General features: G+C 27.2%; 9 protein-coding genes and 1 riboswitch. Of the genes, 6 read left to right on the top strand and 3 right to left on the bottom strand.

Annotated features, from left to right (window positions below; genetic code table 11):
- Positions 1-8: 8 nt before the first annotated feature.
- Positions 9-1,583, bottom strand: coding sequence for a hypothetical protein (locus ACRDBA_RS11635; RefSeq protein WP_438573086.1), 1,575 nt, complete (start codon positions 1,581-1,583; stop codon positions 9-11).
- Here ACRDBA_RS11635 and ACRDBA_RS11630 point away from each other — a divergent pair.
- Positions 1,572-1,634, top strand: a complete 63-nt coding sequence (locus tag ACRDBA_RS11630) for a hypothetical protein (RefSeq protein ID WP_438573087.1) — start codon at positions 1,572-1,574, stop codon at positions 1,632-1,634. The genes ACRDBA_RS11635 and ACRDBA_RS11630 overlap by 12 nt on opposite strands.
- A 55-nt stretch (positions 1,635-1,689) precedes the next feature.
- On the opposite strand, the gene ACRDBA_RS11625 is transcribed toward ACRDBA_RS11630, so the two are convergent.
- Positions 1,690-2,565, bottom strand: a complete 876-nt coding sequence (locus ACRDBA_RS11625) for an isopeptide-forming domain-containing fimbrial protein (RefSeq protein WP_438573085.1) — start codon at positions 2,563-2,565, stop codon at positions 1,690-1,692.
- A gap of 312 nt (positions 2,566-2,877) precedes the next feature.
- Between ACRDBA_RS11625 and ACRDBA_RS11620 the strand changes: the two genes are divergently transcribed.
- The gene (locus ACRDBA_RS11620; RefSeq protein WP_438573084.1) at positions 2,878-3,537 is read left to right on the top strand and encodes a Bax inhibitor-1 family protein; all 660 of its coding nucleotides are present in this window, start codon (positions 2,878-2,880) and stop codon (positions 3,535-3,537) included.
- A 152-nt stretch (positions 3,538-3,689) separates the two neighbouring features.
- Positions 3,690-4,619, top strand: a complete 930-nt coding sequence (locus tag ACRDBA_RS11615) for a DNRLRE domain-containing protein (RefSeq protein WP_438573083.1) — start codon at positions 3,690-3,692, stop codon at positions 4,617-4,619.
- 209 nt (positions 4,620-4,828) lie between these two features.
- Here the strand turns inward: ACRDBA_RS11615 and ACRDBA_RS11610 are convergent, their stop codons facing one another.
- Positions 4,829-5,656 carry a MerR family transcriptional regulator gene (locus tag ACRDBA_RS11610; RefSeq protein WP_438573082.1) on the bottom strand — a complete coding sequence of 276 codons (828 nt, stop codon included), beginning with the start codon at positions 5,654-5,656 and terminating at the stop codon, positions 4,829-4,831.
- Between the two features lie 286 nt (positions 5,657-5,942).
- A riboswitch (Lysine riboswitch) is annotated at positions 5,943-6,115 on the top strand.
- Between the two features lie 191 nt (positions 6,116-6,306).
- On the opposite strand from ACRDBA_RS11610, the gene ACRDBA_RS11605 reads away from it, so the two are divergent.
- The 3 genes from ACRDBA_RS11605 to ACRDBA_RS11595 form a co-directional block, all read left to right on the top strand.
- Positions 6,307-7,458, top strand: coding sequence for an alanine dehydrogenase (locus tag ACRDBA_RS11605; RefSeq protein WP_438573081.1), 1,152 nt, complete (start codon positions 6,307-6,309; stop codon positions 7,456-7,458).
- A gap of 32 nt (positions 7,459-7,490) precedes the next feature.
- Positions 7,491-8,900 (top strand): Na+/H+ antiporter NhaC family protein, encoded by a 1,410-nt coding sequence (locus ACRDBA_RS11600; protein ID WP_438573080.1) that lies wholly within the window; start codon positions 7,491-7,493, stop codon positions 8,898-8,900.
- A 259-nt stretch (positions 8,901-9,159) separates the two neighbouring features.
- A partial coding sequence (locus ACRDBA_RS11595; protein WP_438573079.1) for a hypothetical protein occupies positions 9,160-9,521 on the top strand: 362 nt, incomplete at its 3' end.

The following is a 9,521-nucleotide window of genomic DNA, read 5'->3' as shown; positions in this document are numbered from 1 at the left end:
TTATTAAACTATTCACTTGCAATCCTTAGTTTAATTTCTTCATATTTTTCAACTGATGCAATAGTTCTAATAACATTTTGGATAGAATTATTAAGTCTAGATAACTCCCTAGGGGTAGCTCCTATTTCTTTTGCACGTTGAAATAAATTACTCTCTGCATTAATTAACATATTTAAAGACTCCTGTATTATTGATATAGAAGTAATTACATTATTTAAAGACTGTTGTCTAGCAGATGAGTATTCTATAAATGCTATAGTAATATCATTTGAATAAACTATAGTATTTGGATTACCATTAACAATTAAGCTTAAAGTATTAGTTATATTTAAATTATCTGGAATTTTGCTTATATCTACAATCTCTGTTTCAATATTTACAAATATAACTTGATCTTGTATTCCAGAGTAATTATTAAAGTCTATTGTTATTTCTCCATAAGACATATTTTCAGGGAAAGTCACCATACTTTCTATACTTTCCCCATTAGCTAGTTTAACACTGCTATTTTCTAAAGTAAATGCTAAGCCAGGAGCTAATACATCACTAACTGAAAAGTTGTTATAGGTAAAGTTATCAGAATTTTGAGGTATAGTAAATACCCCTGTAAATAATATATTTTGACCAGTTTCTAATAATATTTGTGAATTATCTACCGTTTGATATAAAGTTAATAAGTTTATAAAATTTACGGCTATAGATTGAGTACTAATAACTGTTGATGAATCATTATTAAAACCTAAATCAACATTTATTGCTGAGTTATTTCCAAGTTGATTTATATCATTTATCTTAGTACCTAATGTGATTGTAATTATCATATTATTGTAATTAGCAGAATTAGTAATATCAATAGAAAGTCTACCAGTATTTTTATTATAAACATAATTTACATCAACTTCTGGATTACTGTTACTTCTTAAAAATTGTGGCATTACTCGTAAAAGGCTACGAGAATTTGATGTATTATTAGAACTACTTATTGTTACAGAAGTTGTAGATGGATTAAATATTAATCCATTTGGAATAGTAGCAATAACATTGTATATTAAATGATTTGTATCATATGGACTAGCTAGAAACACCATTGTGAAGTTTGCATCATTTCCATTTATACCTTGTATTGTTTGGTTAATACTATTTGGATGAATTGATATTTCATTTGATTGAATAGTTGTAAAATATACATCTACTTCATCAGATGCAGTTGATAAATTAGAATTATTATTAACATTTACATAAGCAGTATTGCTAATGACCATATCCATTTGTATCTGCGAAGCATCTTTTACTTTGCTTCCAATATAGACTTCAATGCTATTTCCAGCAATATCTATATTATTAACTATATTTATTTTAATTTCATTAAACCTTTTGTCAAAGGTATATTGCCAATTTGGAATTATACTATTATTTACTTTAATAAAAGTAGTATTTGGATCAAATATTAAACCATTAGCTAGATAATCTATAACAGTAAAATTATTATATAAGGTATAGTCATAAGGTGCTGTAAATTGAATTAGGAATGTAATTGCTGTACCGTCTATTAATACTATTGGTTTTGTAGTATTTGTTTCCATTTTACTGTTAACCCTCCTTGTAACATAAAGCTTGTATTAAAGGTTATCTAAATAAAGACTATAGTTTATATTTAGATAACCTAAACTAATAATTTAAATTAAATTTTTATTTGGTATAAGCAACTACAGCTTTAGTAACTGTATCTAATGGCTTAATAAATATAGTTGTAACTGTATTTGAAGTTGTTGTTGGGTTTTCACCTATAGAAAGATCGAAAGTATTATTGAATGAATTTTCAATGGCATGGTTATCAGTAATATTTACTTTTAATACAATTGAAATTAATTCATTGTTAATACTACTTGAGTTAGTAAAGGAATACTGTGCTACATTACCAGTTAAGGTACTCCAAGTACCGTCTACATCTGTAGGAGTTGTACCATATAAAACTGTAGAATCACTTGTTGATAGAGTTGTTCCTGTTGGTAGTTGCATTTGTATTGTTACGTTGTATGGATCACTATAATTTGGTGCAGTTAAGCTTCCATCAAATTCTACTAAATCTCCAAGTACTGCATTAATAGCCCTATCATTTGGGGAAGTTGTGTTATTAATTGCATATGATTGGAAAGTTTCAAAATCAACAGTTATAGAATTTGAATTTTGATTTAAACCAGCTGTTCCATTTACATCTATAGAAGCTGTATTAGCTAATTGGCCAGACACAACTTTAGTCATGTCTGTCACAGTGCTACCTATTGTAACAACAATATTATTTCCAGCTACATTATTATTGTTATTAATAGTTGCAGTTACTACTGTTTGATTACCTATAGTTTCAGAGGTTATTGAATAATCTCCAGGAGAAGTTAAAGCTGTACCATTAGCAGTAATATTAGAGTTTGCTGCTGTATAACTTAATCCTGCAGCTAAGGTATCTGTTAAAATATAAGTGGTATAATTCGTTTTGTCTGAAGAAGCTGTAAAAGCTACTGTAAAGTTAACTAATTGACCATTATATAGAGGTCTGTTATCAGCCATAAATATCCCTTCTTTTAAATAAATTTGTTGGTACAATACATAATATGCATAACTTTGATATTGTTTCATAATTATTAAACTTTCATTTTATTTTATATGTAAATTTAACTGCGTAAGATAAGTAAATATAGCTTACAAAGAATATTGATAAAAATAAAGGTTACAAATTTAAAATCTATTTTTGTTAAGATTAAGTATGGATATTTATTATTAATAAGTAATTAACATTTTGTAACATAATTGAAATTGATTTTATATAGGAATATAATTAATTTAAAAGAAAATAATAGTTATAAACAAAGGAGTGATTGTATGAGTAGTTATAGTACAACGAAACAAAATTATTTAGAAATTTTAAAAACATTTTTTATGGCACTTATATTTTTAGGGATAGGATCTTATATAGGAGTTAAATTTATACCACCAACATTTAGGTACTACATGAATTTAGCTTTTGTAGTAGTAATTTTATTTTCTATGTTTTCTAAAAAAGGCGGATTTATTAGAACAAAGGCTAGCATGTATATATATGCTCTTATTTTAGGTATTTTAACTGGATCAACGTATATTTATTATTTTTATAATTTAGGGGCTGGAACATTTATTTCAGTAGTGTTAGGTGTTATTTTAATATTTGCAATGGCATATATAGTGGCTTCACGCTCTACTGAAGAAAAGTTGTTTAGCATGACACCTATGATTTTTGGTGGAATATTTGTATTATTTATATTAGAAATTATAAATATATTTATTTTTAAATTTGGAACTTTTGATATAATTTTATCAGCAATAGGAATAGGTATTTATTCTATATATGCAATGGTAATAATGAAGTCTATACAAGTTAGATGTAGATATGGAACATTATCAGAAAGTGAAGTAGTAAACTTAGCATATTCTGTATTTATAAGTTTCCTAAACTTACTTTTAGACTTATTAAGATTAGTATCAATTATAAATCGAGAAGATTAAAAAGTTATTTAATGAAAGCGCTAAAATTTAATTTTAGTGCTTTTTTATTTTTTTTAAATAAAATGATGATATAGAAAATTTAATTAATAAATTAACTTATTCTATTAAAATACATAAAATAAAAAGTGTGAATTAATGTTTTGGAGTTTTAAATGACTAATAAAGAAGTAGAAGGGTTTAAGGATACCTTTATTTCTAATTTTTATCCTTGTAGTAATTATAGTAAGTGTACAAATTTATTAGTTTCAAAGGGAGTAAGGTATAATAATTGCTTAGAATATGCAATAACCTTATTAAGGTTTGAAACTACAATTTTAGGAGAGTGTAGTAAGATAATTAAAGCAGAGCTAAATTTGTATGTTGAAGGAATTTGTTCTTGTGAAGAAGAGATAACAATAATAGCAAGTAAGATTTTAACCCCATATAATGATCAAACAGTTTGTTGGAATTCAGGAGTAAGATTTAGTAATTGTGGATATAAAAAAACTATTTCATCGAAAACAAGATGTGAATTTATAAAAATAGATGTAACTGATATAGTAAGAAGTTGGAGAAAAAAAGAGTCACCTAATTACGGTATAGCTATAGTTGCTGAAAGTAACATTGAACAATTATGGCTTGGATCAAGTAAAGGCAAACATAAGAATTATATTTCAGTGGAGTGTGATGATAATACATGTTGTCCATGTATTAAGGAATATCTTAATGCAAAAAGCAAAGAAATTTATAAATTAAATTCATTTGAAGCTATAGAATTTATATATAAAAAAGAAGATAAATGTGAAGTAGAAAGTGAAATAGTATTAGAAAAAGAAAAAACATACTTAATTCAATATTCTATTAGAGGAGAAAGTTTAGAAAATATATTAAGGTTTGCGTTAGAAATAAAGGAAGAAGATAAAAAAGCTTTTAAAATAATTTCAGTAGAAGAATCGAAAAATGAATGTGAATATGGATATGGAAGTATGTGGGGGACAGTCAATATTGAAGTAAAGGAAACTTCGAAAATAAGAATTATGAATATATCTAAAAATGAAGCTATAAATGTTTTTGCTAACATAAATATATTAGAAATAGGGTAGGAGTATATATATATAGCTTTATTGATGTAATTAAAAATGGACAAACTGTTTTAAAAGAAAAAGTAAAAGCATATTGATATTGCTGTTTTAATGATATCTATATGCTTTTAATACTTCAAAATGTATAAGAGAAAATTTAATGTGAAGTACTTAAACTTGTTTATCAGCAATATTTATTAAGTATTACATTACCAACATCTATTTAAAACTTAGTCATTATTTAAAATAAGTATAGAAATTTTAGTAACAAAATTATCATACCCAAAAACAGAAAGTTCATCTAAAATAACATCCTCGTAAATGATACTATCTAAAGAAATAGAATTCGTTTGTGAGTATTCTAAAATTTTTTTATATGTCTCTCCAATAGAGCCTAAGCTATTATTATGATAAGCAATTAAATAATTACCAGATTTTTTAATAAATAAATCACCTTTTTCATGTTTCTTTAAAACTTTAGTATAATAAAACTTATATGAAGTATATTCTTCATTTTTAATATTAGACAAATTTATGATTTGTCCAATTGATTGTGGGATTATAATATTTCTATCATAACAGTTTTTTATATGCTTAGAAAATGAAAGTGCTACTTCTTTTTCATTGTTAGTTTTATTAATTTTAGTAATTAAAAGCTTTTCCTCTTTAAAGTATTCACTTGAAATAGAATTTGTATCTACCTCTATAATTTCTTTTGTTTGATCCTTTCTTTGTTTTATTAACTCCTTCATCCAAAGTAAGTTTTGAATTTTATTATTAATTTCTTTTTCTTCTTTTTCTAAAAGTTGTATTAATGATTTAGGATTTCTTTTATCTAAATGATTTTTTATCTCCTTTAAAGTCATACCTAATTCCTTTAATGTTGAAATAACGAAAAATGGTTCAACTTGAAATACAGAATAATATCTATAATTATTTTCATCAGTAATTTCAGGAGAGAAAATACCTATGGAGTCATAATAAAATAAAGTGTTTTTAGTAGTTCTAACTATTTTAGCAAATTCACCTGTTGTAAGATGCAAAGTTTTATTTTTCATTTTAATTTCTCCTAGTAATATTGAATGTTTATATTTATAATAGCCTATGAAATTTAATAATTCAACAATACAAAATTGCTCCCTTTATTTTAGTAAAGATTTCTGAATAATATTAAAATAATACAAAATACTAGTCTGTTTTTTAGAAAAAATAAAAATTATCATGAAAAAACTTAATTTAAATAATATTATGAATATTACATATAATACGATAAAAAGAGAAAAATGCAATTTTATGCTTGCAATATTTCAAAAACTAATTTATAATAAAGTAAAAGGAAATGATTGGATTGATAGAGGTGCGGTATTTATTAGTATTAGTAATGAGCAAAGCAGCTATGAGTTACTAAAAAAGGAACTATCGCCGAAGTCTACAGTTTGTGCTAAAAGACTGTATTCTGGGTATATAGAAAATATCTATATAACTGTCACATTAGTTTGTGGAGTGCTATTATTTTTGGGGAATTATGCTTTATATAATAATAAATGTATAATTTTGACCTTAAGTAAGTACACTTAAGGTCTTTTTTAGTTTATTCTTATAAATAATTAATGAAATATGTTCAAGTCAATATTGCATATATCTAAAATTATTAGAATTTTCAATCTACAAATCCTTTTAGATAAGTAAGACATAAGGGGGAAGCAAAATGATTATTGGAGCATTAAAAGAAATTAAGCCTGGTGAATCTAGAGTTATAGTTACACCAGTAGAAGTAGAGGAGTTAGTAAGTGATGGACATGAAGTTTTAGTCCAAGCAGGAGCAGGTTACATAGCAGGATTTTATGATGAAGAATATATAAATGCTGGAGCTAAAATTATAGAAACTAGAGAAGAAGTTTATGAAAAATCAGAAATGATTTTAAAGGTAAAGGAATTCTTTGAGGAAGAATATAACCTTTTAAAGAAGGATCAAATATTATTTGCATGTATTCATCCAGCTTCTAATAGAGAAGAAGTTGATGCATTATTAGAAAAAGAAGTTATTGCATTTACAGCAGAGGATTCACATAGATATGGATCACCTAATTGCGAAGTTGCAGGAAAGCTTGGTGCTTTAATGGGTGTAAATTATCTTTTAAATAGTAATGGTGGTTCAGGGAAGTTAATTGCTGGTATTGGTGGAGCGCCTGGTGCAAATGTTATTGTGCTTGGAGCTGGTATTGTTGGAAAGGGAGCTATCCAAATTTTATCTTCACTTGGAGCGCAAGTAACTGTAATGGATGTAAATATAGGAACAATGAGAGATTGCCAAGATATATATCCAGCTAATGTTAGAACAATGTTTTCAAACAAAGCTAATATAAAAGCATTACTTCCAACTACTGATTTAGTAGTAAATTGCGTTAAATGGCCAAAACATAGAACAGATCATTTAATAACAAAGGATATGCTTAATTTAATGAGAAAAGGATCTGTAATTGTAGATATTAGTGCTGATGTAGGTGGTGCTATCGAAACATATAGACCGACTACTCATGAAGATCCTATATATGAAGTTAATGGGGTAATTCATTATGGGGTTGATAATATTCCAGGAGCAGCAGCTCATACTACATCAATTGCATATGCAGCAAGTGTACTTCCACATATTAGATCTATTGCTAATAATGGGGTGAAAAATGCTTGTGAAAGAGATGGATACTTAAGAAGAAGTATGACAGCTTATAAAGGAATACTTACTCATGAGGAAACTAGTGTTATTCAAAGTAGAGAATGGACTAGCCCAGAGACAATATTAAATTTAGATATTAATAAAATTGATGTAGCACCAAAGGCTACTACAACTGTAGCAAAATAAATAGATAAGGATAAAAAAGGGGGACGAAATAGATGGAAGCAGGAGCACACTTAGGATTTATATCGATACTTCCACCAATAATTGCAATAGCATTAGCATTTAAGACAAGAAATACAATATTCTCATTATTTGTTGCAATTTTTGTTGGGGTATTATTAGCGGGGAATGGACTTTTAGCCTTTCCAAATTTATTAAAAACAGCATTAGGTAACACAAGTTTTTCATGGATATTACTTTTAGAGTTATTCATAGGTATTTTAATAGCATTCTTCCAAAGAACAGGGGCAATTCAAGGATTTACAGATTTAATGGAAAAGAAAAATTTAGGAAGAGTAAAGATACAATTAACATCATGGGTAATGGGTATGTTTGTATTCTTTAGTGATTACTTCAGTCCTTTATTTGTAGGATCAACTATGAGAAGTTTATCAGATAAAGCTAAGATTTCTAGAGAAAAGCTTGCTTATATAGCTGATTCAACATCAGCACCAGTTAGCGTATTAGTACCTATTACTGGATGGGCAGTTTATATTTCAGGATTATTAGTTGGACTTGGTCCAATAGCTAATCAAGAAATGGCAATGAGTACATTTGTAAAATCTTCTTTCTTTAACTTTTATGCAATTGGGGCAGTTTTAATGGTTGGATTAATAGGGGCAAAAATTATTCCAGACTTTGGACCAATGAAAAAGGCAGAAGAAAGAGCTTTAAAAGAAGGAAAGGTTTTAAGAGATGGGGCAGAACCTTTAGTAGGAAAAGAGCTTACAGATACAGCTGCATATCCTGGATATAAAACAAATGTATTTTTAAACTTTATTTTACCAGTTTTAATAGTTATATCTATAGCAGTTGGAACATTTATAACTTTAAAATCAGCAAAAACTATGGAAGCATTTATGGCTGCAGTAGTATTTTTAGGAATAGTTATGAGAATTAAGGGAATTCCTTTTAAAGATATAATGGAAACAGCTATATCAGGAATGAAGGGTGTTATGCCTGCGATTATAATACTTGCATTATCTTATTCAATAAACGAATTAAGTAAAGAAATAGGAACTGCAAATTATATAATTGAAATGACTAGAGTTTGGATGAGTCCAGTAGTATTACCTGCATTAACATTTGGAATTGCAGCTATAATAGCATTTTCAACTGGAACATCATGGGGAACATTTGCTATAGTTATTCCTATAGCAGTACCAATGGCATTAAACTTTGCTGGTGGAGAAGTAACGACTTTAGTGTTAGCAACTATTTCAGCAGTTGCAGGTGGAGGAGTATTTGGGGATCACTGCTCACCTTTATCAGATACAACAATATTAGCATCTACAGGTGCAGCTTCGGATCACTTAGATCACGTAAGAACTCAAGCACCTTATGCATTAGTAGTTTCAGCAATAGCAATAATTTTATATTTAGTAATAGGATTTATAGGGGCTTAATTATATATTAGAGAAAAACCTAACGATAAACTCAGTTTATTGTTAGGTTTTTTTTATTAATATTGAATGTAAAGGAGTTGTAAAATTACGTAGAAAAATTGATTTACAATATTTAGTAAAATATAATTAAGATATAAGGAAAATATTTACAAATATTTATCCGATATATTTTGAATAGTTTTAATAAATATAATAAAGGAGGTGTTTAATAATAGGATTAATATTAGGTAAAAACTTATTAAGAATTTAGGGGGATCTTATGAAAAAATTTAAAAGAATAGTTTCCTTTTGTTCAATATTTACATTTATAATTAGTAATTTTTTATTTGTAACAAACACAAAAGCAACAACTATTGCTAATGGTGATTTAAAAGGACGAGTAAATTTAAATTTTAATACTGGATGGAAGTTCTATAGAGGGGAGTCCTTAGGAGCTGAAGAAGTTGAGTTTTACGATGATTTATGGGAAAGTGTAAATTTACCTCATTCAGTAAGGTTAGAACCTAGAAGCTGGAAGGGAACTACACCAAGCTATCAAGGAATATGTTGGTATAGGAGAGATTTTACTTTAGATAAATCCTATGAAGGGAAAAAAGTTTTTGTTGAATTTGAAGGAGCAAT

Origin of the sequence: Clostridium sp., assembly GCF_051654825.1 — a bacterium.
Taxonomy (GTDB): domain Bacteria; phylum Bacillota; class Clostridia; order Clostridiales; family Clostridiaceae; genus Clostridium.
This window is presented reverse-complemented; position numbering and strand designations above follow the sequence as displayed.

Coding starts and splice junctions, on each gene's coding strand:
- ACRDBA_RS11635 (WP_438573086.1), bottom strand. CDS start 1,583: ATGGAAACAAATACTACAAAACCAATAGTATTAATAGACGGTACAGCA.
- ACRDBA_RS11615 (WP_438573083.1), top strand. CDS start 3,690: ATGACTAATAAAGAAGTAGAAGGGTTTAAGGATACCTTTATTTCTAAT.
- ACRDBA_RS11605 (WP_438573081.1), top strand. CDS start 6,307: ATGATTATTGGAGCATTAAAAGAAATTAAGCCTGGTGAATCTAGAGTT.
- ACRDBA_RS11620 (WP_438573084.1), top strand. CDS start 2,878: ATGAGTAGTTATAGTACAACGAAACAAAATTATTTAGAAATTTTAAAA.
- ACRDBA_RS11610 (WP_438573082.1), bottom strand. CDS start 5,656: ATGAAAAATAAAACTTTGCATCTTACAACAGGTGAATTTGCTAAAATA.
- ACRDBA_RS11600 (WP_438573080.1), top strand. CDS start 7,491: ATGGAAGCAGGAGCACACTTAGGATTTATATCGATACTTCCACCAATA.
- ACRDBA_RS11625 (WP_438573085.1), bottom strand. CDS start 2,565: ATGGCTGATAACAGACCTCTATATAATGGTCAATTAGTTAACTTTACA.